The 23,022-nt window shown below is 60.5% G+C and carries 22 protein-coding genes; 9 read left to right on the top strand and 13 right to left on the bottom strand.

From position 1 onward, the window contains the following. Positions 1 to 2 precede the first annotated feature (2 nt). The 5 genes from M729_RS0132360 to M729_RS1000000138160 all read left to right on the top strand — a co-directional run bounded on the left by M729_RS0132360 (position 3) and on the right by M729_RS1000000138160 (position 4,109). Positions 3 to 1,277, top strand: coding sequence for a hypothetical protein (locus tag M729_RS0132360; protein WP_245267679.1), 1,275 nt, complete (start codon positions 3 to 5; stop codon positions 1,275 to 1,277). Between the two features lie 68 nt (positions 1,278 to 1,345). Then, positions 1,346 to 1,843: a GNAT family N-acetyltransferase gene (locus M729_RS0132355; RefSeq protein ID WP_027164040.1), complete on the top strand. Its 498-nt coding sequence runs from the start codon at positions 1,346 to 1,348 to the stop codon at positions 1,841 to 1,843. A 713-nt stretch (positions 1,844 to 2,556) separates the two neighbouring features. After that, positions 2,557 to 2,760 carry a CsbD family protein gene (locus M729_RS0132350; protein WP_013533227.1) on the top strand — a complete coding sequence of 68 codons (204 nt, stop codon included), beginning with the start codon at positions 2,557 to 2,559 and terminating at the stop codon, positions 2,758 to 2,760. 529 nt (positions 2,761 to 3,289) lie between these two features. Further along, the gene (locus M729_RS1000000138165; RefSeq protein WP_027164039.1) at positions 3,290 to 3,613 is read left to right on the top strand and encodes a hypothetical protein; all 324 of its coding nucleotides are present in this window, start codon (positions 3,290 to 3,292) and stop codon (positions 3,611 to 3,613) included. Between the two features lie 70 nt (positions 3,614 to 3,683). Continuing rightward, complete coding sequence (locus M729_RS1000000138160) at positions 3,684 to 4,109, top strand: c-type cytochrome (RefSeq protein WP_084652782.1); 426 nt, start codon at positions 3,684 to 3,686, stop codon at positions 4,107 to 4,109. Here M729_RS1000000138160 and M729_RS01000000136335 read toward each other — a convergent pair. The 8 genes from M729_RS01000000136335 to M729_RS0132300 all read right to left on the bottom strand — a co-directional run bounded on the left by M729_RS01000000136335 (position 4,081) and on the right by M729_RS0132300 (position 13,508). Next, positions 4,081 to 5,319, bottom strand: coding sequence for a cytochrome c (locus tag M729_RS01000000136335; protein ID WP_050596399.1), 1,239 nt, complete (start codon positions 5,317 to 5,319; stop codon positions 4,081 to 4,083). The genes M729_RS1000000138160 and M729_RS01000000136335 overlap by 29 nt on opposite strands. Before the next feature lie 233 nt (positions 5,320 to 5,552). Further along, positions 5,553 to 5,894 (bottom strand): hypothetical protein, encoded by a 342-nt coding sequence (locus M729_RS0132330; RefSeq protein ID WP_027164037.1) that lies wholly within the window; start codon positions 5,892 to 5,894, stop codon positions 5,553 to 5,555. Between the two features lies 1 nt (position 5,895). Then, the gene (locus M729_RS1000000138675; RefSeq protein ID WP_013533222.1) at positions 5,896 to 6,498 is read right to left on the bottom strand and encodes a cytochrome c oxidase subunit 3; all 603 of its coding nucleotides are present in this window, start codon (positions 6,496 to 6,498) and stop codon (positions 5,896 to 5,898) included. After that, positions 6,495 to 8,435 carry a cytochrome c oxidase subunit I gene (ctaD, locus tag M729_RS0132320; protein WP_050596398.1) on the bottom strand — a complete coding sequence of 647 codons (1,941 nt, stop codon included), beginning with the start codon at positions 8,433 to 8,435 and terminating at the stop codon, positions 6,495 to 6,497. The genes M729_RS1000000138675 and ctaD overlap by 4 nt, the downstream gene beginning before the upstream one ends. Then, a complete protein-coding gene (gene coxB / locus M729_RS0132315) occupies positions 8,432 to 9,403 on the bottom strand; it encodes a cytochrome c oxidase subunit II (protein WP_348626689.1) in 972 nt (323 codons plus the stop codon). Before coxB ends, ctaD begins: the two co-directional genes overlap by 4 nt. Before the next feature lie 257 nt (positions 9,404 to 9,660). Continuing rightward, complete coding sequence (locus M729_RS0132310; RefSeq protein WP_027164034.1) at positions 9,661 to 10,542, bottom strand: cytochrome c oxidase assembly protein; 882 nt, start codon at positions 10,540 to 10,542, stop codon at positions 9,661 to 9,663. A gap of 94 nt (positions 10,543 to 10,636) precedes the next feature. After that, positions 10,637 to 12,391, bottom strand: coding sequence for a thiamine pyrophosphate-dependent enzyme (locus M729_RS0132305; RefSeq protein WP_027164033.1), 1,755 nt, complete (start codon positions 12,389 to 12,391; stop codon positions 10,637 to 10,639). Between the two features lie 106 nt (positions 12,392 to 12,497). After that, positions 12,498 to 13,508 (bottom strand): ATP-dependent DNA ligase, encoded by a 1,011-nt coding sequence (locus tag M729_RS0132300; protein ID WP_027164032.1) that lies wholly within the window; start codon positions 13,506 to 13,508, stop codon positions 12,498 to 12,500. Positions 13,509 to 13,655: 147 nt separating this feature from the next. Between M729_RS0132300 and M729_RS0132290 the strand changes: the two genes are divergently transcribed. The 3 genes from M729_RS0132290 (at position 13,656) to M729_RS0132280 (ending at position 16,443) form a co-directional block, all read left to right on the top strand. After that, complete coding sequence (locus M729_RS0132290; RefSeq protein WP_245265305.1) at positions 13,656 to 14,321, top strand: LysE family translocator; 666 nt, start codon at positions 13,656 to 13,658, stop codon at positions 14,319 to 14,321. Positions 14,322 to 14,565: 244 nt separating this feature from the next. Then, positions 14,566 to 15,861 (top strand): Nramp family divalent metal transporter, encoded by a 1,296-nt coding sequence (locus M729_RS0132285; RefSeq protein ID WP_027164031.1) that lies wholly within the window; start codon positions 14,566 to 14,568, stop codon positions 15,859 to 15,861. Positions 15,862 to 15,948: 87 nt separating this feature from the next. Beyond that, complete coding sequence (locus M729_RS0132280; RefSeq protein ID WP_013533214.1) at positions 15,949 to 16,443, top strand: hypothetical protein; 495 nt, start codon at positions 15,949 to 15,951, stop codon at positions 16,441 to 16,443. A gap of 74 nt (positions 16,444 to 16,517) precedes the next feature. Here the strand turns inward: M729_RS0132280 and M729_RS0132275 are convergent, their stop codons facing one another. Next, positions 16,518 to 18,629 carry a catalase gene (locus tag M729_RS0132275; RefSeq protein ID WP_027164030.1) on the bottom strand — a complete coding sequence of 704 codons (2,112 nt, stop codon included), beginning with the start codon at positions 18,627 to 18,629 and terminating at the stop codon, positions 16,518 to 16,520. Between the two features lie 291 nt (positions 18,630 to 18,920). Between M729_RS0132275 and M729_RS0132270 the strand changes: the two genes are divergently transcribed. Then, on the top strand, positions 18,921 to 19,484 hold the full coding sequence (locus tag M729_RS0132270) for a sigma-70 family RNA polymerase sigma factor (protein ID WP_013533212.1): 564 nt from the start codon (positions 18,921 to 18,923) through the stop codon (positions 19,482 to 19,484). Here M729_RS0132270 and M729_RS1000000138155 read toward each other — a convergent pair whose 3' ends face one another. The 4 genes from M729_RS1000000138155 to M729_RS0132250 form a co-directional block, all read right to left on the bottom strand. Then, on the bottom strand, positions 19,485 to 19,661 hold the full coding sequence (locus M729_RS1000000138155; protein ID WP_013533211.1) for a hypothetical protein: 177 nt from the start codon (positions 19,659 to 19,661) through the stop codon (positions 19,485 to 19,487). Positions 19,662 to 19,966: 305 nt separating this feature from the next. After that, entirely contained in the window at positions 19,967 to 20,881 is a 915-nt protein-coding gene (locus tag M729_RS0132260; protein ID WP_027164029.1) for a class I SAM-dependent methyltransferase, read from the bottom strand. Between the two features lie 3 nt (positions 20,882 to 20,884). Next, positions 20,885 to 21,871 (bottom strand): GNAT family N-acetyltransferase, encoded by a 987-nt coding sequence (locus M729_RS0132255; RefSeq protein WP_027164028.1) that lies wholly within the window; start codon positions 21,869 to 21,871, stop codon positions 20,885 to 20,887. Next, entirely contained in the window at positions 21,868 to 23,016 is a 1,149-nt protein-coding gene (locus tag M729_RS0132250; protein WP_027164027.1) for a glycosyltransferase family 4 protein, read from the bottom strand. Before M729_RS0132250 ends, M729_RS0132255 begins: the two co-directional genes overlap by 4 nt. Positions 23,017 to 23,022 lie beyond the last annotated feature (6 nt).

Genomic DNA, 23,022 nt, shown 5'->3' with positions numbered 1-23,022 from the left:
CCGTGCACCAAGCTGACAGCGATGTTGCCAAGCGCAACTCCATCGCGCCTGACTTCCCAGGAAAGACCCAAAGGAGCCCTGAAGAAATGAACGTGCCGAGTTATTCCGCGGCCTTGCCAGATCAGCGGGCCGCGCGGGGGATCTTCTCTCACCGAGCTGACAACATCAATCGCCGCCTGCGAATACGCCCGCTTGGGATGGTTAGCGATTTTGTCGCCGACCAACTCCCGCACCGTATCGCGGAGGTCAAAAATAGTGAACGGCGTGCTGAAGCGGTCAAGGCGCTTGGGCGTAGCATTGACACGATGCTGGCGGGAGAGGACTACGAGGCGAACCTGCTGAATCTGACCCAGTCAGAGTTTGGGGTCGCCAAGACAGACATCCAATATCTCGTCAATATTGCTTATCAGATGTCCGCATTTGCGGGACTAAACCATGACGATGCGGAGCTAGCGGTAGGAGGGCGTCTGAGGCGTATTGCAGATTTAAGTTGCAAGCAGCATCCTAGCATAGATGTTCTTTCCTATGAAGATATGATCCTTACCAATCCAGTAGAGAGCGATCCCCGAGTATATTGTCTCGACTCAGCTGGCGTCGAGGAGCGAGATTTCTGCCTAGGTCACCAACTCATTGAGAGAGACTTGCATTTTGCAATCGACACCCTGCTTATATTGCGTGACGAGGCCGGGGCGGATGCGCGCCAGTGTCTTACGCTGTTCCTAGAGCACCTGGAGTCGGCGAATTACATTCTGACGCGCTTTCATGATTCTATGTCGCCCGATTTATTTGGCGAATTTCGCGAGTTCTACGGAAAAAACCCTTACAAGAATAGGCTGGCTCCAAGTGGCCGGTTCTCGGCCAGCGTTGTCGCGGTCTCTGTACTACTCGTCGGTCAAGAAATCTTCCGCCAAAAACCGCAATTCTATCGGGATGTTTATCGGCTGTCAGAATACTATCCCAGAGGATGCATTGGTGCGGTCTTTGGCTGGTTGTCATCAGATAAGAGGCGCGCGGGGGTCCGGCCAGGCTGGCTTGAAGGCAAAGCAGCTTTTCCTAAAATAGCAACCGTCTCGCCCGTCGTGGAGCGGAAAGGCACTGAAATCCGAGAGCTGTACGCATCCTGTGTCGATGCGCTGGATCGGTTCACCCGGATGCATCGGAAGAGGGCTTTTAAACATACGATTGAACCAGGTCGCCCCATCGCTGGAGTTGAGGCGTCGGAAAGCATGGCCGCTGTGCTTTCACAACGGCTGCTAACGGCGGCGGATCAAAGCTAACTGGCGCAATTGTCTGCGTGAAAACTGGCGCGGCTCCAGCCCCGCCGGCGTTCAATAGGTGATGGTCGATGTCTCACGACGACGTGGTCTTTCGTAGGTTTGAACGTGGGGATGTCGATAATGTATGGCACCTGCATAGGAGTGCATCCGAGGCTGTTGGTGTGTATGGTCCGGAAGGGGTGTGGGAGGATGATTTGCGTAATGTCGGAGAAGTATATATCGAGTCTGGCGGAGACTTCGTGGTTGGGCATATTGGTATCCAGCTCGCAGCTATGGGCGGATTGCAGCCTGTCGACGAAGAAATCGCAGAGCTCAAACGTATGCGGGTCGATCCCGCCTTTCAACGACGAGGGCTTGGAAGGAGAATTCTTAGCAAATTGGAATCGCGAGCCGTTGCTCTCGGATTCAAATACATAGTGCTCGAGACGACCACAATCCAAGAAGGGGCTCAAAAACTCTATGAGACGGCTGGCTATATTAGCCGCGGGGAAGGGACGTTGCATGGATATACCGTGATCTTCTACAAGAAGTGTCTCTCCGGCCACGATGCTGTTGGTTTCTGCTGAGTGTCCCACCATCCGCCTTTCATATATGTAGGTCAAATGTAAGGGGCGCGTCACGACGCGGAACCGTTGTTCGCCAAACCCGGGCTCTGCAATGAAGCCGCACCGACGGAGCGTACCTGGAACGCTGAGTTCGGAGCCGTCGTGCGGATTATGGCCGTCGCGTCCGATTCATAACATCTTGCGACTGAGCCGGCTGGGCTACTCGAAACATTCGCGATAGATGATGCAGTCAAAAGTGTGCATGCCGCACGAGCGGCTACATTGTTGTAGCCTTTTCAACAGCGTAGGAATCCGACGGTATTTTTGACGGTATATTGAGAAGAAGTTGACGAAATTTACACGAATAATCATGTATTTAGCATTCCTGTTGATGATTGAGTGGGAGTAGGGGGATTAGGCGGCGATGGTGTGTTGTCGCCTCCGCTGGAGTTAGCGCTGATTGCCTGACAGCACTCAAACGTGATCGGGCACGAATGTAAAGCATCGTCGGAGCCGTTTAGAGCCTTGGCATATGACGGCGTGCAATAGGCGGGTTTGAGCGAGCGACGATGGCTCGGCTGAAAGTTGGCTCGAACGTACTTTGCGGACCGCAAGGGGCGATAACTTCTGGCAACCGATTCGGCATCGGGCAGCGCGTTGGCTGTTTCCAGGAACATCCTTGACTGGATTGCGTTTCCTATTCCGGACCTTTCCAAAACAGGGAGAACGGTGTCATGGACTGGAACCGCGTGGAAGGAAACTGGAAACAGGTGAAAGGCAAGGTCAAGGAGCAGTGGGGCAAACTCACCGATGACGACCTTGACCGCATCGCCGGCAAGCGCGATCAACTCGAAGGCAAGATCCAGGAGCGTTACGGCATCGAAAAGGACCGCGTGCGGCGCGATGTCGACGATTGGTACGGGCGGCAGGGTTGGTAGGCATGTGAGCCCCGGCTGTGGCCATTCCAGGACGCGGCCCAACAGTCCGGCAGGACCATGCGGGCGCTGAGCCTTGTCGTCGGTTGAGTTTTGCAGCAAGGATTTCGTACTGTGGCTGAAAATATCTCTCGCAAGCAGGAGCAACGGGGGACAAGAAGAATTGTCACGTGGGCGATCGCAGTTATCGCCGTGATTTTTCTTGCTCTACTGGCTATATTCGTGTTCGGCCCGTTGCTATGACTTTCATGGCGATGATTGAGCTGTCTCCGATCCGGGGATGATCGGGCATTGGTCGGGGACGCGGGCAGCGGCCACCAGTGAGCAACTATGCTTCAGGCGAGGGCATGCGGCCAGCGCTGCTTCCGCGGCCGGACGACGCCAAGGCGGCGCACCTATATCGCGCGGCTAGCCGGTCTGCAGTGCCGGCACAAAAACCTGTTTCACAAGAATCTTGCTGAACACGATTTCGCCGGGAACATATCAGGAAACGATTGGTTTGGTGGCGGTACACCCAACCAGGAGATCCACCATGATCGTCAAACTTCTGTCCGCCGCTGTGCTCGCGCTCACATTGGCCACATCGGCAGTGGCACAGTCGAACAGTTCCGGCTCCAACAGCGGTTCGGGCTCGAACGACGGCACCGGCGCTACGTCTGGAGATACCGGCGGCAACAGCGGCACCGGCTCTGGAACGTCCGTGAATCCTTCCGATCCGAGCACTACAAATTCGACAAATTCCACAACGAAATCAGGTGGTATGACTGACCGCTGCAAAGATTCGGCAGGCAACGACATCGACAACAACACCGCGACCGGCACGACAACATCGAATGTGCAGAACTGTAATAAATGAGCCGGCTCCTCAATCCGTTGCCGGACCAGTGCTTCGGCAGCGCATTGAGCGCTGAGAGCGGTAAGCGCAGATGAACCGGCAGGCCGCCAAGCAAGCGCCGCCCCGATTCTGGTGGTTGGCAGGAGCATCATCGGCTGTCGTCATCGGTTTTGCCGTCTTTGCCAGCGGTTTGGTTCGCAGCAACAGTCTGCGAGAAACCACGCTTGTGCAGGCGATCGGCGGCGACCCTCAACGAGCCATCCCGGCCATGATCCGCAACGGCTGTGGCGGATGTCACGAAATCCCGGGGGTGCCCGGCGCCCGTGGTACCGTCGGTCCCTCCCTGCAGGGCGTCGTCGAAAGAGGATATATCGGGGCATCGCGAGCCAGCCCGGATGCGATGATGCGCTGGATCAGCAGAGCGCGGGACGTAGACCCGAACGCGGCCATGCCCAATACAAATCTGTCGCCTCAAGAGGCGCGCGACATCACCGCCTATCTCTATGCGCGGACATGAGGCGCACTGAACTGGTCCGACGGCGCAGGCGCCTTGCCAGCAGAAGCAGCAGCCCAAGCATCAACACGGCGGCGCACGCCACAAGTGATTGAGCCGCCAGAACCATGATTGTCTGGCCTGTTGTCGAGCCGGCTCGCATCTGGCGTATATCGGCCGCGGTAACGCTGACGTCGGGATTTCCGAACCGAGCGGTGACGTAATTTGCAAGGGCTGCCACCTGGCCATCGTCCAGCCAGCCGCCGAAGGCCGCCATCGATTTACGCCTCGCCACGTCGCCAGCTTTGACGCCTTCAAGGATGGTCATGGCGACATCCTCGGGCGTGGCCGCGCCGGGGGTGCTGTTGCGGGTCAAGGACGGATAGGATCCGTCTGACGATCCGCCTCCGTTCGCCCCATGGCACGTCGAACAGAGCGATCGATAGAGATCATCGCCGGCTGCGGTCCCGCTGCCTTGCGTCATCCCTTCGGTTCCAGCATCGCCGTCGGCCGTGGCCGCGTTACCCCATGAGAACCGCGGCTGCTTTTCGTCTCCCGATTGGGCGGGCACGTCCCTGAGATAAGCGACGATGGCCTGGATATCGTCATCGGAAAGATGTTGCAGGCTGTTCATGACCGTTTCCGCCATCGGCCCGCCGGCATAAGCCTTCCCGGGCACTGCGCCGGTTTTGAGAAATCGAGACAGCTCTTCGTTGCTCCAGCCGCCGACGCCTGCGATCTTGTCGCTGGTGATGTTGAAGGCCTGCCAGATGCCGGCGGTGCCGCCGGCAAGCTTGTGGTCTTCATCCATGCCGAACGTCGCATTCCTTGGCGTGTGGCAGGCACCGCAGTGGCCGAGCACCTCGACCAGGTAGGCTCCCCTGTTCCATGCGGCGGTCCGGTTCCGATCGGGCGTGAAACTGCCGGTATGCAGGTTCGCGAGCTTCCACAGCGCAACTGTCCAGCGCTGGTTGAATGGAAAAGGCAGGATGTTTCGCGGCTGCGGCTGCGAGATCGGCGGCTGCGCCAGGAGGTAGATCCGGATCGCAAGCACGTCCTCGCGGCTCATCGCGGCGAAGCTGTCATAGGGCATGGCGGGATAGAGATCGGCTCCGTCGCGCCTGATACCTTTCCGCACGGCCCGCACGAACTCGTCCGCGGAGTAGCGTCCAATGCCCGTGTCAGGATCAGGTGTGATGTTGGTCGAGTATACGTCGCCGAAGGGTGTCGGCACGCGATAGCCTCCAGCGAACGGGCGGCTCGGATTGGACGTGTGGCAGCCGATGCAGTCGGCCGCTCGGGTAAGGTATTCACCCTTCTGGATTTCGCTCGCCCGCAGCTCAGTGCAAAGCGCCAACGATGCCAAGACGAGCGCGACCGCCCGGGAGGTGACGGCCGGGAATGGAATTCCCGCGGCAGGCCAAGGCGGGCACCGGCGGACGGCCAATCTCCGGGTCTTTGACCTCGTCACAGTTCGCACCCGCTGAAGATCAGCCCTGCCATCAGCTGCGCCAGCAAGATGAGCGTGAACAGCGCCCCGATGCCCACGGAAGTCCTGGCAAGGAATGCGCGCGTGCGCGCCTTCCGGGGCGGAACCGTACCATGTCCGCGGTCATGAACGGCGTGCCATGACAGCAGCGCGCCTGCCAGGGCGACCGCGGCGCCTATCAACGAGAACAAGGCAGTGGGACGAAAGCCGGCCTGGCATTGCCAGGATGCAATCGAATAATCGAGCTGCAGCGTTATTGCCCACGCAACTGGTCCGCTGACCAGGCCTGCCCAGGAAACGCCGGTACGGATCGCCTGCATCTCACATCCTCGGAGCCCAATAGATAACAAGATAGAGCACGACCCATGAGACGACGACGAAGTCCCAGTAGAAGGCGTTGTCCGAGACGTCGCTGAAGCGGCGGCCTGCCTTGCCTTTTTGCGTGAACATGAGAACCGCCAGGACGATCGTGTCGCCGACATCGGTAAGGAGATGCGTCGTATGCAGCCCGAGCAGGAACCAGACGATCGATCCGTAAGCGTTCTGATCCCAGGAAATCCGCAGAGCCGGAAATTCCCAGATGCGGACGATCAGCGGAAGAATGCCGACGATCGACATGACGACCATGCCAAGGCGAACTTTCGCCAGGTCCTGGCGACGTGCCCAAACCTCGATCATGTGGTTGGGCACGACGCTCGCAACCAGAATAACCAGTACTGCCGTCCCCGGCAGCAGATCTGGCGCAGGGGCCCCAATGGGCCAATGCCGGGCCAGCACGGCCAGATAGAAGTAAGTGCCTATCGCCAAGGCAAAACCGGTTGCCTCGAGGGCAATGAAGGCAAGGGTTCCCCACCACATCGGGCTCGCTGACCCGAAATCGTATGTGGGCAGGTGACTGACGTCGGCGACGGGGCGGTGCCTCATTCCTCGTCCTCCGGTTCGCCCTTCGGCCAGAACCAGCAGATAAAGCCGATCGAAACCGGGATCGCTCCCCAGACCACCGCCCACGGCGTGTATATCGAACCGAGAAATGCGCCGCCGACTGCGATGGCCGACAGCAACGGCCAGATCGAGTTGTCAGCCGATGGTACCCTTACTTGCGGCATCGCATCGACGACCGTGCCGGCGAGCACCTCGCGGGCGTCGACACGCAGACCTTCGACCACTGGGAGCACATCGGGCTCGGCCCAAAGCGGTTCGCGGTGAGTTACCACGGGCAGCCGCGAAAAATCGTAGGAGGGCGGCGGCGACGTCGTCGCCCATTCGAGCGTGCTCGCGCCCCAGGGATTGTCTCCTGCAATGCGGCCGTTGCGGAGGCTGAGAAAGAGATTCAGGAAGAAAAGCGCGAAGCCCGCGAACACCACCAGCGAAGAGAGGCTGATGAAGAGGTTCATCTCGCCCCAGCCGCTCGCCGGCGGATACGTATAAACGCGGCGCGGCATGCCTTGCAGACCGAGAATATGCATGGGGAAGAAGGTGAGATTGAACCCGAGGAAGACCAGCCAGAAATTCCAGCGGCCGAGCCTCTCGGACAGCATGCGTCCGGTGATCTTGGGAAACCAGTAATAAACGGCGCCGAGCAGGGGGAAGACGGCGCCCCCGACCAGCACATAATGGAAATGGGCAACCACGAAATAGGTGTCGTGCACCTGCAGGTCGAGCGGCACCGAGGCGACCATGACGCCGGTCAGGCCGCCGATCACAAAGGTGAAGATGAAGCCGAGAACGAAAAGCATGGGCGTGGCGAAGATCGGCCGGCCGCCCCAGATCGTCGCAATCCAGCAGAAGATCTGAACGCCGCTCGGAATGGCGATCATCATCGAGGAAGCGGTGAAGAAGCTCTCGCCGAGTTGCGGCAGGCCGGTAGCGAACATGTGGTGCACCCACAGGCCGAAGGAAAGAAAACCGATCGCGATCAACGACAGCACGATCCCGAGATAGCCGAACACCGGGCGGCGAACGAAGGTCGGCAGGATCGCGGAAACGAAGCCGGTCGCCGGAATGAAGATGATATAGACCTCGGGATGGCCGAAGAACCAGAACAGATGCTGCCACAGCAGTGCATCGCCGCCTGCTGCGGGGTCGAAAAATTTTGTGCCGACCAGGCGGTCGAGGATCAGCATTGTGCTCGAGACCATCACGGCCGGCATGGCGAACAGGATGACGAAAGCCGTAACGAGGACGGACCAGACATAGAGCGGGATGCGGTCGAGCGACATGCCGGGGGCACGTTGTTTGAAAACTGTCGCGATGATCTCGACCGCTACCGCGAGGGCGGACACTTCGGTGTAGGTCACCATCTGCGCCCAGAAATCGGGGCGCTTGCCGATGCCATATTCGGGTCCGGCGAGCGGCACATAGGAAAACCAGCCGGCATCCGCACCGGTTTCGAAGGCGAAGGCGATCCAGATCATCAGCCCGCCGGAAAGATAGACCCAGTAGCTGAATGCATTGAGCCGCGGAAAGGCGACATTGCGAGTGCCGATCATCAGCGGCACCAGGTAAATGGCGAAAGCTTCCATCACCGGCACGGCAAACAGAAACATCATCGTCGTGCCGTGCATGGTGAACAGCTGGTTGTAGAGATCGGGACCGATATGGCCGGCCTCAGGCTGGGCAAGCTGGAAGCGCATGGCGAGCGCTGACAGACCCGCAAGGGTGAGAAACAGGAAAGCCGTCACGATATAGCGCCGTCCGATCAGCTTGTGATCGACCGTGACCAGCCAGCCGTAGAAGCCTTTCGGCGTTCGCCAGGCATGCGCCAGAAAGGCGCGCAGTCTCACCTCTTCGAGACCGGTGTCACGGATGCCTTTCAGGGCCTCCTGAGTGTGCTCGGCCGGCTTTCCCGCAAGGCCACTCATTCGAGGCTTCCGAGATAGGTGACGACCGCGTTGAAATCGTCGGCGCTAAGGGCAATGCGCGGCATCTTGGCGCCGGGCTTTATCGACTGTGGATCGGCGATCCAGGCGGCGAGCGCGCCAGGGGTCATGGCGAGCGTATCCGCGGCCAGTGCGCGTCGGCTGGCGAGATGAGTTAGGTCAGGTCCCACCGTTCCGCTGGCAGGCGTGCCTCTTATCGTGTGGCAGAGCGCACAGCCGGTGGACAGAAATGCCTGTTGGCCGCGGCGCTCTTCGTCGCCGCCAGGCGCGGATGCGACGGCGTTTTGCCTGGATTGCCATGCTTCGAACGCTTCGCGGCTTTCCGCGATGACGGTGATGGCCATATGGGCGTGCTGATAGCCGCAGAATTCGGCACACTGGCCACGATAGATGCCGGGCTTATCGGCGATGAGTGTAAGCTCACTCGGCCGGCCCGGAATGAGATCGCGCTTGCCGGCAAGGTTCGGCACCCAGAAGCTATGAATGACATCGAGCGAATCGAGTTCGACCTTGACCGGTTCGCCAACCGGGACATGGATTTCATTTGCCGTGACGATCGATTGGGACCGATCATCTCCGGGATACCGGACCTCCCACCACCATTGGTGCCCGGTGATGCGCACGGCAAGCGTTTCCGTTCCACTCAGCGAAGCAATGGATTTGCCGGCGAAAAAACTCGCTATCGTCATCATGATGAGCACCAGAACGGTCAACGCAATGGCGCTGCCGACAGCGCGGGTAAATCGGCGCTCCTGACGAGAATCGATCTCGAGCGGCGAGCGCGTTGTCTCGGACAGGCGACGACGCAAAAGCGCTGCCGCCAGGATCAACATGACAAGCAGCCACGTGGCCACTGCGATTGCGGTGAAGGACCAGATCAGATCAAGGATTCTCCGGGCATTCGCACCGTGTGCATGGAGGGCCGATTGCCTGTCGCCGCATCCTGCCAAGGCCAATATCGGCGCTGCGCTGATCGCCCTCAAACGCCGTTGCGCGGCCGTTCCCTGAACGGTGCCAGGCAAGATTTGCCTAGGACATGTGGGGGCAAGCGACATTCGCGGTCGTGTCAGCCTGCGAGAGCTGGCCAACGGACTCATGCACCTCGCCATGAAGGATCCACCATCGTTGCCAAGGCCATAACGCGGCTGACTGAAAAAGGATGCTTGGCAACACCGCCCGGCTGAAAACCGACGCGAAGCGGTGCGGGTTAGACGATGCGCAACTGCTGGAAAGCCTGTTGCCGCCGACCGCTCGTTTGAATCCAGAAAGCGACCAGGAGCAGTGCGGCTCCGCCATAGATCAGGCCGGCGGGAATCCACATGATCAAGCCTGCAAGTTGCTGGTCCTCGAGCGGGTTGAGCCCCCATAAATCCGAGCCGATCGCATTATCCGGATACCACAGCCTGGGCGAGACGACGAGCAACACCCCGAGCAGCCCGGTGTGGAGGGAGGTGAAGAAAAGATGCATCACGGCATTGCCGCAAGCCTGCTCGCGGCCAAGGCGAGGCAGCAGCACCCACCAGAACAAAAGCCCGCTACCGAGGAAACTCGCGTGCTGGGCATAATGCAGGAAGCCCTGCTGGAGGGCAGCCTCGAACAGCGCCGGGACATGCCAGATCCATATCGCGGCTCCGTGCAGGACGGTCGCGACCACAGGACGGCCGATGAACGCCCAGACCGCCCGAAGCGCATTTGCATGTCCGGCCGCTCCGAATATCTGGCGCAGCTGTACCGGCAGGGCCCACATCATCGCCGCCGTCGGGCGGGAGGCAACCAGCAGAGGCGCTGCGACCGCCATCAGCAATTCGTGCTCGATCATGTGCGCCGCAAACACATGTTCGCCCAATGCATGGATCGGGCTTACAAGGGCGAACGCCAGGACGGACCAGCCGGCAGCAAACAGCAAGGCCTGCCGGGATCGCAAGCGACGTCCACGTCCGCTCCGTCGCCACAGCCGGCCAGCGCCGGCAACATACAGCAAAAGGATTGCCGCCAGTGGCAATGTGATGGGTAGCGCCAGAGTCCAACCAGCCTGCGGAGCGCCGTTGCCATAGCAAATCGAGGTCGAAAAGAGCGCGTCGAAGCTCATGATCCGCATCCGTCACCCGGAAGAGCGCGGGTTCATCTGGAAAGATTCAGAATGAAGCCACTGAGGCGCGCTGTTCCACCTCCCTGCGCCGCCTCTAGGCATCCATCATCGATTTCGCCGGCTCACGGGCGATATTTTCTTCTATGCGTTCGTGTCCCGGCGTCCGCGGCAGGGCCTGGCGGAAGTTCTTGGCGTAGTCTGCCGGCATTTTGGGCGGCATCAGCGGCTCATAGGCATCTACCAGCGCTTCGATCACGACAGGGCCTTGCGTGGCGAAAGCCTGGTCGAGAACCGTCTCGATCTGATCGGGCCGCTCGATGCGAAAACCCTTTGCGCCCATTGCTTCTGCCGCCTTGGCAAAATCGATCGGCTGCAGTTCGCAACCGAATTGCGGGTTGCCCAGAAACATCATCTGCTCCCAGGCGATCTGATTGAGCATGTTGTTCTTGATCACCAGAACCTTCAGCGGGATCTTGTAGCGCACCGCCGTCGAGAATTCGCCGAGCTGCATGGCAAAGCCGCCATCGCCGACGATAGCGGCGACCGGTCGACCGGGAAAAGCTATGCCGGCAGCGATGGCGTAGGCCAGACCGCACGCCATCGACGCCAGCGATCCGGACACCCCGAATGCCTGGCCGCTGCGAAGATCGACATGGCGGGCGGCCAGCTCCGTATTCTGACCGGAATCCGTGGCCAGCACTGTGTCGTCGGCCAATCTTTGTCCGAAAGCCCGGGCAATCGCTTGTGGCTTCAATGGTTGCGCCTGCATGTCTTCCGACTGCCGCATCATCTCGCGCCATTTTCTCATGGTCTCCTGGGAACGGCGCAGGAATTCATCCGAGGGCTTTTGCGTCAGGCGCTGGTTGAGCGCGCGCAATGTCTCTGCCGCGTCGCCGACAAGGCCGGCCTCGACCGGAAAGCGCAAGCCGATCCGTTGCGCATCGCAGTCGATCTGGACGCCACGGGCCTGTCCGGGCTTCGGGTAGTATTCGATGTAGGGAAAGGTCGAACCGATAATCAGCACCGCGTCACAGTTCTCCATCGCCTCTTGCGAAGCAAGGGTTCCAAGAATGCCGATCCCGCCGGTGGTGTAGGGATGGTCGTCCGGCAGCACCGCCTTGCCCAGCAAAGCCTTCGCGACAGGCGCCTGCAGCAGGCGCGCCGTGTGTTCGAGTTCGGCGGCCGCGCCGATGGCGCCGCGCCCGGCCAGGATCGCAACCCGCGAAGCGTCATTGAGAATGGCGGCGGCTTTGTCGAGCTCAACGTCCAGCGGTACGCTGTGACCGGCGAACATATCCTGCGGCGTGTGCGCCGGGCGATTGCGCTTGGAGCGCTTCGACGGATCGCGCTCCTGCTCCTGGATGTCGCTGGCAATCGAAAGATGGGCGACGCCCTTGCGCGCCAGCGCCGTTCGGCAGGCAAGGCTGGCGACGTTTTCCATATGCGCGGCATCGGCAACATGGGCGTTATGAACGGAGACATCGTTGAACACGCGCGTCAGATCGACATCCTGTTGCGTGAACGTCTCGATCAGATCGTGGAACTGCATGCCCGTAATCGCCAGCACCGGAGCCTGGTCGAGCTTGGCGTCATAGAGGCCGGTCAGAAGATGTGTTCCGCCGGGGCCGGACGTCGCAAGGCACACGCCCAGCTTTCCTGTCCACTTGGCATACGCACATGCCATGAAGGCAGCCGACTCTTCATGCCGGACCTGAACGAAGGCAATTTTATCGCGCCGCGTCCGCAACGCTTCCATGACCCCGTTTATGCCGTCTCCCGGCAAGCCGAACACCACCTCCACGTCCCAGGCGACGAGTGTGTCGATCAGAATTTCTGCTGCATTTGGCATGTCAGGGTAGCTCCGGGTGGATGGTGTCCGAACCGGTGAATCCCGAGTTGGTTCCTTCGTCGCAATAAATCGTGACAGGTTTCTGGGGCGATCTTCCTGGGGCGGTCTATTCGATCTGCTCGAACGTGCATTGCCGTGGCGCCTTGTCGGGGCGCCAGCGCAGCAGTTTGGTGCCATGGCGAAACCGATTGCCGGTGACGTGGTCGAAGCGGACCTCCACCACCAGTTCAGGTTCCAAAGGCTCCCATTGTCCGCTGCGCTCCGTGCTCCAGCGGCTCGGGCCGCCGGGCGCCTTGCCAGTGAATCCGGGCTCTGACCGCAGCCCTTCCAGCCGGCGCGTGAGCGCTCCTCGGTCGGTCCTGGCGATGGTCGACGTGAAGCCGACGTGATCGAGCTTGCCGTCGTCATTGTAGAGGCCGAGGAGCAGTGAGCCGACCTCACGGCTACCCGCGAGATAGCGGAAACCGCCGACAACGCAATCGGCGGTGCGCCTCGGCTTTACCTTCACCATCGCACGTTCGCCGCACAGATAATGCTCGTCGAGCACTTTGGCCACGATGCCGTCGGTCGATGCATGGCCGGCCCCGTTCAGCCATCGAGCCGCCGTCGCTGCATCATAAGTGCACTTCGACAGGCGAAGATCCGGACTGTTCGAGGAGGTCACGAAGTCCTCGATCGCTCGCCGCCTTTCGACAAGTGGTTTGCCCGTGATGACCTCGCCGCCCGGCCTGGCAAGCATGTCGAAGAGGATCAGACTGGCAGGCGTCTGCGAACTCAGTTTGCGGATTCTGCTTTGTGCCGGGTGAAGACGCATCTGCAGCGCCTCGAAGGAAAGCTCACCGTCCACCTCGATGACAATCTCGCCGTCGATGACGAAATGCCCGCGCTTGAGGTCACGCAGGATCTCCGTGATTTCCGGAAAATAGCGGCCTAGCGGCTTGCCGGATTTGGCGCGCAGGTCAACGGTGTCGTCGCTCTTGAAAGCAAGGCAGCGGAATCCGTCCCATTTAGGCTCGTACTGCCAGCGGTTCCCATCCCTTGGGATTGCATCGGCAAGCCTGGCCTCCATCGGAGACGTATCCAGCGGGAGCGGGAAGGCGTTTATCGGTTCATGCACGGATCAGGCCTCCAAAACCGGTTCAGGAACGGCTCCGGCTTTTCAACTTCCAGGACTGCACCGCGTTCCATCTGACGGTTTCATGGAGGTTCTTCGCGATGGACATTTTCATTTGCCGCCGGAACCCGGTGACGGCTGGCCGCTTTGATGTCATCGGCGGCGCGAAAGGAGATGCCCATCGACCTCTCATTGTGGACAGCTTTTGTCGGAACCGTCATTCTGATGCAGGTGCCGCCAGGCCCCGACAGCATGCTGGTGATGGCCCGCGGCATCGGACACGGGCGCGGCGTGGCGTTGTTCACGGTACTCGGCATGACGCTGGGCGCCGGACTGGTGCAGCTTCCGCTGATTGCATTCGGCCTGTCTTCGCTTGTCCACGCCTCGCCGGTGGCGTTCAATCTGCTTCGATGGGCCGGGGCGGCCTATATCATGTGGCTGGGTTTCCGGCTGCTGCTTTCAGCCTCGGCAACCATTCCCACAGGTGACATCAAGGCCCTGCGGCCGCTCGCCGCCGCCCGGGAAGGAATGATCGCCAATCTGAGCAATCCCTGGCCTTTGATGTTCATGGTTGCGTTCCTGCCGCAATTTGTCGACCCGCATAGGGGCTCCGTCACGTTGCAACTGGTGCTGCTCGGCGCAACACAGAAGATAACCGGTGTGCTGGTGCTGGGAGCCTACGCCTTGGCATCGGGCGCGGTCGGCGCATGGGTCATGCGGCACCCTCGCGCAAGGCTTTGGCAGCAGCGGCTCGCCGGCTGTCTCATCATCGGCCTCGGCGTGCGGATGGTGATCGGCGGCAGTACGAGCCGCTGACTTCAAGAAATAGCTTTTGTGCCTGAAGGACTGGCTTTGACACATGCATTCTCTTCTTCAGGCAAACGGAGCATTCGCTTTGACGTCGGCTCCGCCGCCGTCGCGGGCCGGGACCGTGTCCAGGAACAAAAAACCTGACCGGAGGTTCGAACCTCGATCTCAATGCAGCTGCAACGCTTCATCGCCATCCGATTGGAATGTTCGTCATGATTTCTTGCGTGGCCTCGGTAAAGACGCGCCTTCAATGAACAAGCCGCCTGAGAATGCTGGCCAAAGGGAAAGCAGGCGAAAAGGGGGCGACGTCGTTCGGGCGCTTGGGCTTGGCCTGATCACCGGCGCGGCCGATGACGACTGCTCGGCCATCGGTACCTACGCAAGCGCCGGAGCGCGGTTCGGCCCCGACCTGCTGTGGACGGCACCTGTCACGCTGCCGATGATGTATCTCGTCGTCTACCTTTCATCCAAACTTGGCCAGGTTTCGGGTCGCGGGCTTTTCCAGGTCATATCGGACTTCTATCCGCGTTGGCTGCTATGGTTCGTGCTGGTGGGCGTGCTGATCGGCAACACGATCGAGGCAGCCGCCGACCTTGGCGCCATGTCGGCGGCTATTGTGCTGTTCGTTCCGCTGCCTGCTCCGTTGGTCGTCACTGCCGTTGCGGTCGTCATTTTTGCCCTGCAGGTGCTCGGGTCGTACAAATTGATCCGAAATGTGTTCCGGTGGCTGGCTCTGGCTCTGCTTGCCTATGTGGTCTCCGCAGTGCTTGCCAAACCGGATGCCGCTTCCGTCCTGCGTGGCACGCTGTTGCCACAAATCGAGTTCAGCCGAGAGTACCTGTCCATCCTCGTCGCCATCGTCGGGACCACTCTCTCCGCATACCTTTACACGTGGCAGTCCAATCAGGAGGTGGAGGAGGAGATCGCCAAGGGTCGAACGAGCCTCGAAGAGCGCAAAGGCGCCACCGAGGGTGAACTGCGCCGATCCCGCCGCGATATCCTGATCGGCATGACGTTCTCCAATCTGATCATGTATTTTATCATCCTTTCGACCGGGTCGACGCTCTACAAGGCCGGACACACGCAGATCGAGACAGCGGCACAGGCGGCCGAAGCGCTGCGGCCGCTTGCCGGCGACGCTGCCGGCATTCTCTTTGCGGCCGGTGTAATTGGCGTCGGCTTCCTGGCCGTGCCGATCATGACCGCTGGCGCTGCTTTCGATTTCGCCCAGGCGATGGGATGGAAGAATAGCCTGCATGCCAAACCCCGGCAGGCTCCCAAATTCTACATCGCGATCGGGGTCATAACGCTGGTGGCGGTGGGTCTCAATTTCTTCGGCTTCAACCCGATGAAAGCTCTCGTCTGGTCCGGCATCGTGCAAGGATTTTCAACGCCGCCGCTGCTGCTTTTCATCCTCATCATGACCAATAATCGCAAGATCATGGGCGACAAGGTCAACAGCACAAGCACGAACATCCTGGGCGGCGTGACGACCCTGGCGATTTTTGCGGCGTCGGCGGGATTGGTGGCAAGCTGGTTCCTGTAGCTCGCATGGCATGACAGATGTTCAGGCACGGTGGAACATCGGCGGTCAAATCCCGTTGAGACGCTTGTGGGAGAAAGGAGGTTGTCCATGTCAAAGTTGCAGGCCGCAACTCCGGACCGTTTAAGGCAACTCAGGCTTGAAGCTTCAGCACATTTCGCTCCGTTGATGCTGAACGAAGCCCTGTTGCGCCTTTCCCATGCCTGCGGAGGCGACAGCCTCGACCGCTTCGAGAAAGCCATGGTTGATCAAATCGAGGCTGCCAAGGACGATCGGGCCGATTTCGAAACGATCAAGGAACTCGCGATCGAGCAGCTTTACGCCCTGGTCCGGAACGCCAACGATTCGCCGAAAAAGAAACAGTCGCTGGAGAAGATCGACACGCGCAGAACGCCCGGCCGGTCCGAAGAACCACGCACGCTCGAGGACCAACTGCAGGCGGGGTTGGAGGATTCCTTTCCGGCGAGCGATCCGCCTTCGGTGGTGTCCACGACCATTTCAGGCGGAGCAAAGAAGCTGGTCGGGACCGACGAGGTCCTGGAGAAGCAGCGGCGACAAGCGTCCAGCAAGGAAGATCGCTCGTAGACCGCGGTGCCGGCTGGGTTGGCGGCAAACCAAAGAGTGCGGACGCGCCAACGGAAACAGCTGACGCCATCGCATCAAAGTTTGACAGCCGCCTCCCGCGCCCAGAGCCGCAGTTTGCGGCATGACTGCACAAACGCAGCTACCGAAGCTGCCGAATCCAGCCGCCTCAGCCCCTCATCGGCATCGGGAGCGACGCCTGCTTTGATCAGGAGCGGCTCGGCCCCGGAGGTGAAGCCGATGAACTTGCAATGCGCAAACGCATCAGACACGAAATCCTTCGCAGCGGCCTCCGTGACCAGTAGCTCGGCGCCCGCCTCGGAGAGGAGCAGCACCACCGCGTCGAACAAAACGGATGGACCGCCGTCGATCATGTGCCTTGCTTCGATGTGGGTGCCGTCGGCGGCTTCGACGCCGCCCACCTTGGGCGCAACCACCTCCATCACCGCGCCTTCCGCTTCGATGGCGGAACGAAGTTCCTCGAACAGCGCGACATCGGCTCCATCGCTGAGCATGACACCGACTTTGCGGCCTTCGAAACTGTCGGGCCCGTTTTGGATGATGCTGAGCGCCGGCGACGGCGGCAAGTCATCGCGCGGTGGAACGGCGGCTTCGGCAGGTTCGGGCATGTCACGGATGCCGAGCTTGTCGGCGACCGTGGTCGCCAGCGTTTCATCGATGTTCAACAAATGCGAAACCATGCGTTCGCGGATCGCCGGCGCCTGGACCTTGCTCAGTTCAAACGTCAGCGCCATCGCGATGTGACGCTGCTCCGGTGGTGTCTGGCTGTTGAAGAATTGCCGGGCCTGGCTGTAGTGATCGGCGAAGCTCTCCGCGCGCAGACGTACTTTCTGCCCTTGTTCGACATCGGCGAAAGAACGGAAGCCACGCTGCGGATCCTCGCGCGGTCCCAGTCCCCATGAGTTCGGTTCATAGTTGGCGCGCCCGGCCGGATTACGCATGGCCATGTGCCCGTCCTGTTGAAAATGGGCGAACGGGCACTTCGGTGCATTGATCGGCAGATGGGTAAAGTTCGGACTGCCCAGCCGCTTCAATTGGGTATCGAGATAGGAGAAGTTGCGGCCCTGCAGAAGCGGATCGTTGGAGAAATCGATTCCGGGCGGCACATTCTGCGTCATGAATGCAACCTGCTCGGTCTCGGCGAAGAAATTATCCGGCATCCGGTCGAGCACCAGCCGACCGACCGGAATTGGTTCGAGAACCTCTTCGGGAATGATCTTCGTTGCGTCCAGGATATCGAAGTCAAAACTGTCGGCAAACGCCTGATCGAACAGTTGCACCGTCAACTCCCATTCCGGGAAATTGCCGGCCTGTATGGCCTCCCACAGATCGCGGCGATGGAAGTCGGGATCGGCGCCGTTGATCTTGACCGCCTCGTTCCAGACCACCGATTGCATGCCGAGCTTGGGTTTCCAGATGAACTTGACGAAGGTGGATTCGTCCTTGGCGTTGACGAGGCGGAACGTATGCACACCGAAGCCTTGCATGAAGCGGAAGGAACGCGGGATGGCGCGATCCGACATGATCCACATCACCATGTGCATCGATTCCGGCATCAGGCTGATGAAGTCCCAGAAATTGTCGTGCGCCGTCTGTGCCTGCGGAAAAGCACGGTCGGGCTCCTGTTTGGCGGCGTGGATCAGATCGGGAAACTTGATGGCGTCCTGGATGAAGAAGACCGGAATGTTGTTGCCGACCAAATCCCAATTGCCTTCCTTGGTGTAGAGCTTGACCGCAAAGCCGCGCACGTCGCGGGCGAGATCGAACGAGCCCTTGTTGCCGGCAACCGTCGAGAAACGAACGAATGCCGGCGTCTTTTCACCAGCTCGCTGGAAAATGTCGGCACGTGTGTATTTGGCCAGTGAGTCGTAGGTCTCGAAATAACCATGCGCGCCATAGCCGCGGGCATGGACGACCCGTTCCGGGATGCGTTCGTGGTCGAAGTGGAAAATCTTCTCGCGAAAGTGAAAGTCTTCGATCAGCGATGGTCCGCGTTCACCGATCCGCAATGTGTTTTGGTCGTCGGAGACAGGCGTTCCGAGCGCCGTGGTAAGGACAGGCGTGTCGTCTCCCGCAATCTGGTGCAACTCGCCGCCATTTCCGCGCGCGCTATTCTGATCCAGTCCACTTGCCGATTGGCGAGCGGAGGGGCGAGCGGATTTGGCCATGACAGGTCCTCGATCGATACTGGAAGGTTGAAGTGGCAAGCCATCAAACTGCCGGTGAACGGCTTTGTTCCCGTAAAAAAGCGGACGCTGTTAGATACCACTGTCGAAGGAGGCGTCGCTGCTGCGGCGATGGTATGCGCCGATCGCATGACAGACATCTCCGCCCGCGAAGAATTATGAAGAGTTGTCTCCAGCAAGAGGAACGAACCAAACTTCCATGCATTTAGCTGAGGCTGCGTTCACACACTCTTTCTGCTGGGAGCTGGACCATTGTCATCCGGAGGCTGCCTTTTGGCCGACCAGGAAACCAATGAAGTTTCCATCGTTGACCTGATACCCGCCCTGCGGGCATTCGCCCGCACCTTCTGCCGCGTCCCCGACGATGCTGACGATCTCGTGCAGGAGACACTGACCAAGGGTCTCGCCAACATCGACAAGTTCGAACCCGGTACGCGAATGAAGTCGTGGCTCTTCACCATCATGCGCAACACCTATTATACCCGGGTCAAGATCGCTGCCCGGGAGGCGCCAGGCCTGCTCGACTGCGCCTCTTCGAGACCAATTTCGGAAGCCACCCAGGAATGGACCGTTCAGAGCAGGGAAGTTCACGGCGCCATTCAAAGACTGCCTGAACACCAACGCGAGGTGCTGATGCTGATCGGCGTTTTGGGAGTGAGCTACGAGGAAACCGCCGACATATGCGGTTGCGCGGTCGGGACGGTCAAAAGCCGCCTGAACCGTGCGCGCGCCAACATCCTTGAACTCCTAGGGGAGAGTTCGCTGGAGACATTGATGGAGAGGAGAAACCAGCTGTCGGACGGTCAGCTCGACGTCGAGGTCGACAGCCGCAGATAGTCAGTTGTTCGCGTCGCGCCGACGCTTCTCGACGAGCGCGTTCTGCAATTCGATCGCCAGCTTGGTGAGGCGGTCCGGAATCTTTTCCTGCTCTATGGCTGCCAGCAGGGAGGCAATCTCCCGATCCACCGCCATCTCGACATGCGGATCCGCGGTATCGTCGCTCGAACGAGACATCACATTCTCTTGATAGCGGTCCCTTGATCGTAGTGTGGTGATAAGCGCCCGGCATTACAAGCCTGTGTCCACCGCCGAGAAGCTGACCGGCGGACCCTTGCACAGGTTTATTTCCTTGCTCCTTGGTCGTCCCGCGGACCACAGGCCCGCGCGGTGGCGTTCAGTCCTTCGGCAATCGATTAGCGGCGTAATCCATCGGACTTGATCCGATTGCCGTCCAGCCCGCGCTCCTCCTTCGAATCGAGGACACTCGTTGGTGCCCTTTGCTCGACGTCCGAACTGGCATCGTGCTGTAATGTTCCGTCTCACCGAGCGAGCAAAAAAGCGTTGCCATCCCATGATCGAAACGGCTTCTCACCGTCGATGAGGACCCGCAATTGATGAGCTTGCGCCAGACGGCCGATATCGTCGCGGTCTGAGAAAAGTGATCCGCGATAGGAATAGTTCAGCAAGGCGAGCCAGCCCGGCCGTTTCAGAACGCGCGCAATTTCTTCGAAATGCCGCTCTGCCATGCCGGCCAGAACCAGATAGGGAAAGCTGTCGACCGCCAGCACGCAATCGAAACTGGCATCGTCGAAATCGGCCAGATCGAGACCGGAGGTTTGTCGTAACTCGACATTGCCGAGTGCGGCGCATTGCTCTGAGGCGATGGAGATCATTCGCGACGATATATCGATACCGACCATCCGCTTGAAGGATTTGCACAGCGCACGCTCGAAACGGCCGATGCCGCAACCGATGTCGAGAATGCTCCGTTCCCTTCCGGTGAATTCTCGGCCTTCCAGCCATGCGACGATTTCGTTGGTCGTGGCTGTGAGCCTTTCCTCATCGCCGAGGGATGCCAGTTGGACACTCGCGGCTCCCGAAATCGCTGCCGCGGCATCGAAGCTGGACGCCAGCCGCATGACGACAGCGGCATTCGTCTCGTCCTCATTGCGCTCATGGCGAACGGCGCCGCCCGTCGCTCGCAACATGGCAAAGACGTCTGGTTTGCAGCGCAGCAGTCCGGCGACCTTCCGCAATCTTGCCGCGTCGCCGGTATCCGCCGGACGGACTTTCAGCACGACCTCCGCCAATTCCGCTGCCCCAATTGTGGGCGGCAGGTGGAGCGCCAGCCTGACGAGAACACCTTCGGCGCAAATACCGTCGGCCATGCAGTCTTCAACCGCCAGCCTGACCGATGTCCGGCGCTGGGCGCCTTTCGGTGCGGTTACACTCATGGGTCAACTCCGCGTCCAGACCCTGCGCATCGTCCACCTGTCGGCGGCGCCCCAGCCATATTTGTAGGCCTCCTGGCCGCGCAGGAAATCGAACTCGCGCGCATCTTCGCGGATCGACTCCACGATTGCGTGGCCAATCAGGATCGCGCCCGGGCTCTCCTCGGCATAAGCAGGGTCGAACCCACCCAGATAAGCGTAGGCACGGCCGCGGTGGTGAAATCCGTAATAGGCACCGATGGTCCTGTCATCGATCGCGAGCAGCCAGCATCGCACCAGACCATGAGCATCGAGCAAGGGAAGCGAGAGCCGATGGAATTGCTCGACGGCGGGGTTGGCCAACACCCCCCCTCCGTGTTCGGCCCATCGCACATTGTGCAGGCGGATCAATTGATCGAGGAAGGTTTGCGGACTGCCGCATGCCGATGACAGCGCAATCCCGCCGCATCTTGATGCCGCCTGGCGCGCCCGACGCAACTGGCGTCTGCGTCTTGCGGGGACGCAGCCTGCCAGCGTTTCGTCGCCGGCGATGGCGAGCACGGGGCAGGCGGCATGGGCGGTCGGCCGATCCATCTCGGGATGCTTCATCGCAAGGGCGACGCTGTCCTGCGGCAAGTCCGACAAGATCCATTGCGCCCACCCGATCGAGAAGATCGACTCGCTGATAATGCCGACAACCTCGGCTTCGATCCCAGGGACAGCCAGGATGTCCAGATAGTCGCTGAGCGAAATGCCGACCGGAAGCAGCTTCGAACCGGCCGTCCCGTGCTCGAGATAGAGCGGCGCCAGCCCGACCAGATCGCCGCCGCGCCAGACCGCGACTGTCGCCAGTTCACCGGGTGCGAATGCGTGCCACCATGGCACCAGCCAGGCGGGAGATTGAAACGGCGTCGCCGAGGGACTCTGCTGCCACAGTTTCCACCAGTGCGGCGTCAAGGCGTCGAACTGCGCGGGGTCACCGATGATTTCGCAGCGCAGCACCGCTTTGCTCACGGCGTCGCAGCCAAGCGCCGGCGACCAGTGCCAAGCTGTGCCAGCGCCTGATAGGCATCCATGTAAGACGAGATCATCCGTTCCAGCGAAAATCGCCGTCGCGCCTCCGCCCTGCATGTCTCGGCATCCAAGCTGGGCGCCGCAAGAATGGCTTGGGCCATCTCGTCGACCGTGTCGACGAGAAAGCCCGTTCTGCCGTGCTCTATGACGTCGGGAAGCGCACCATTTGGAAAGGCGACTACCGGGGTCCCGCAGGCGAGGGCCTCCATGGCCACAAGCGAGCTGGTCTCGGCTGCGAGGCTCGGAATGACCAGACAGCGCGCTGCGTTGAGAAAGCGTCGCTTGGCGGTGAAGCCGAGCGGACCAAGGAAGCGGCGGCGGCCATCGAGGCGAGATTGGACCTCGTCGCGAAAGTACCGCGTATGCGTTTCGTAGGGATAGACCTTACCGCCGACGACGAGCGGAACGCCTGCCAGTTTGGCTGCATCGAGCGCCAGGTGAATGCCCTTCTCCGGGCAAATCCGGCTCAGAACCAGGGCAAAGTCGCGCTTCGGTTGCGGCAGGTTCAGTGCTTGGATGTCGACGCCGTTCGGAATCGGTGCCGTCAGCCTGGCGCCTGACGGCGCGGTTTTCTGCTGGCTGGGCGAGACCGCATGAAGCCAGAGGTCGCCACGCGTCGGGCGCAATGCCGCGGCCGGATACCAATCCAACGGCAGGTGGAGGGTCACCAAGGTCGGACCATCGTCAGGCAGATAAGCGTCGAAATCGATGCCGTGCAGATGAACCACATCGATGGGCCATCGGGCGCGGGCAGTGGCGATCGCTTTGCGATGGGCCTCTTGCGCGCGGCGCTTCGCCGCCTCGTCGAGCATGCCGTTTTCGGCCGGTATTTCCACAAGCGTGCCGCTCGTGCTGGAGCCACGGCAAGCAATGACGATAGATCGATGGCCGGCGTGAACCAATGCCCGATCGAGCATCGACAGAACCTGTTCGGCACCGCCGACAGCGTCGGGTCCGACGGGCGCGAGAGGGTAGGCGACATTGAGAACGGTGAGTGTCGCGGCCGGTTGCGTCCCGGTGCCCTGCGCCGCATCCCCACCTGTCAGTGGTGTCGCGAAGTCCGGCATCTGATGCATGGGCAGCATGACGAT

This window comes from Mesorhizobium sp. WSM1293 (genome assembly GCF_000513875.1).
In the GTDB taxonomy this organism is placed as follows: Bacteria; Pseudomonadota; Alphaproteobacteria; order Rhizobiales; family Rhizobiaceae; genus Mesorhizobium; species Mesorhizobium ciceri.
The sequence above is the reverse complement of the archived record's forward strand: the minus strand, read 5'-3'. Positions and strand labels throughout refer to the sequence as shown.

Bases quoted from the DNA above. Each gene is read 5' to 3' on its own strand.
- M729_RS0132250 (WP_027164027.1), bottom strand. From the start codon at position 23,016: ATGCTGCCCATGCATCAGATGCCGGACTTCGCGACACCACTGACAGGT.
- M729_RS0132310 (WP_027164034.1), bottom strand. From the start codon at position 10,542: ATGAGCTTCGACGCGCTCTTTTCGACCTCGATTTGCTATGGCAACGGC.
- M729_RS0132260 (WP_027164029.1), bottom strand. From the start codon at position 20,881: ATGAGTGTAACCGCACCGAAAGGCGCCCAGCGCCGGACATCGGTCAGG.
- M729_RS0132290 (WP_245265305.1), top strand. From the start codon at position 13,656: ATGTCATCGGCGGCGCGAAAGGAGATGCCCATCGACCTCTCATTGTGG.
- M729_RS0132330 (WP_027164037.1), bottom strand. From the start codon at position 5,894: ATGCAGGCGATCCGTACCGGCGTTTCCTGGGCAGGCCTGGTCAGCGGA.
- M729_RS1000000138160 (WP_084652782.1), top strand. From the start codon at position 3,684: ATGAACCGGCAGGCCGCCAAGCAAGCGCCGCCCCGATTCTGGTGGTTG.
- M729_RS1000000138155 (WP_013533211.1), bottom strand. From the start codon at position 19,661: ATGTCTCGTTCGAGCGACGATACCGCGGATCCGCATGTCGAGATGGCG.
- M729_RS0132280 (WP_013533214.1), top strand. From the start codon at position 15,949: ATGTCAAAGTTGCAGGCCGCAACTCCGGACCGTTTAAGGCAACTCAGG.
- M729_RS1000000138165 (WP_027164039.1), top strand. From the start codon at position 3,290: ATGATCGTCAAACTTCTGTCCGCCGCTGTGCTCGCGCTCACATTGGCC.
- M729_RS0132305 (WP_027164033.1), bottom strand. From the start codon at position 12,391: ATGCCAAATGCAGCAGAAATTCTGATCGACACACTCGTCGCCTGGGAC.
- M729_RS0132275 (WP_027164030.1), bottom strand. From the start codon at position 18,629: ATGGCCAAATCCGCTCGCCCCTCCGCTCGCCAATCGGCAAGTGGACTG.
- M729_RS0132355 (WP_027164040.1), top strand. From the start codon at position 1,346: ATGTCTCACGACGACGTGGTCTTTCGTAGGTTTGAACGTGGGGATGTC.
- M729_RS0132285 (WP_027164031.1), top strand. From the start codon at position 14,566: ATGAACAAGCCGCCTGAGAATGCTGGCCAAAGGGAAAGCAGGCGAAAA.
- ctaD (WP_050596398.1), bottom strand. From the start codon at position 8,435: ATGAGTGGCCTTGCGGGAAAGCCGGCCGAGCACACTCAGGAGGCCCTG.
- M729_RS0132350 (WP_013533227.1), top strand. From the start codon at position 2,557: ATGGACTGGAACCGCGTGGAAGGAAACTGGAAACAGGTGAAAGGCAAG.
- M729_RS1000000138675 (WP_013533222.1), bottom strand. From the start codon at position 6,498: ATGAGGCACCGCCCCGTCGCCGACGTCAGTCACCTGCCCACATACGAT.